Annotated in this window: 1 protein-coding gene; it reads right to left on the bottom strand. The window is 49.1% G+C overall.

What is annotated here, in order from left to right; all coding sequences use genetic code 11:
* Positions 1-277 (bottom strand): phosphate acyltransferase (locus MKR94_RS16535; protein WP_277755702.1); only part of this gene is annotated, 277 nt, incomplete at both ends.

Raw genomic sequence — 277 nt, 5'->3', positions numbered from 1 at the left:
ATAATGGTAACACCTTCTCCCAACTCAATCTCTTGTACGGACGCGATGCGTTGAATTTCTGCCGGATCGCCCAATAGTACGCACTCCGCGATTTTGCGTTCCGCACAAATAGCCGCTGCACGTAATGTCCGTGGCTCATCGCCTTCAGGTAGCACAATACGTTTACCCGCTTGTCGCGCTAATTCGGTTAATTGATAACGAAAAGCAGGAGGAGAGAGCAGTCGACTGCGTTCGGCGACGGAACTTAAGGAATTAATCCACGGTTTGTCAATAAAAC

This window comes from Rosenbergiella metrosideri, assembly GCF_022602565.1.
GTDB classification, from domain to species: domain Bacteria; phylum Pseudomonadota; class Gammaproteobacteria; order Enterobacterales; family Enterobacteriaceae; genus Rosenbergiella; species Rosenbergiella metrosideri.
The sequence above is the reverse complement of the archived record's forward strand: the minus strand, read 5'-3'. Positions and strand labels throughout refer to the sequence as shown.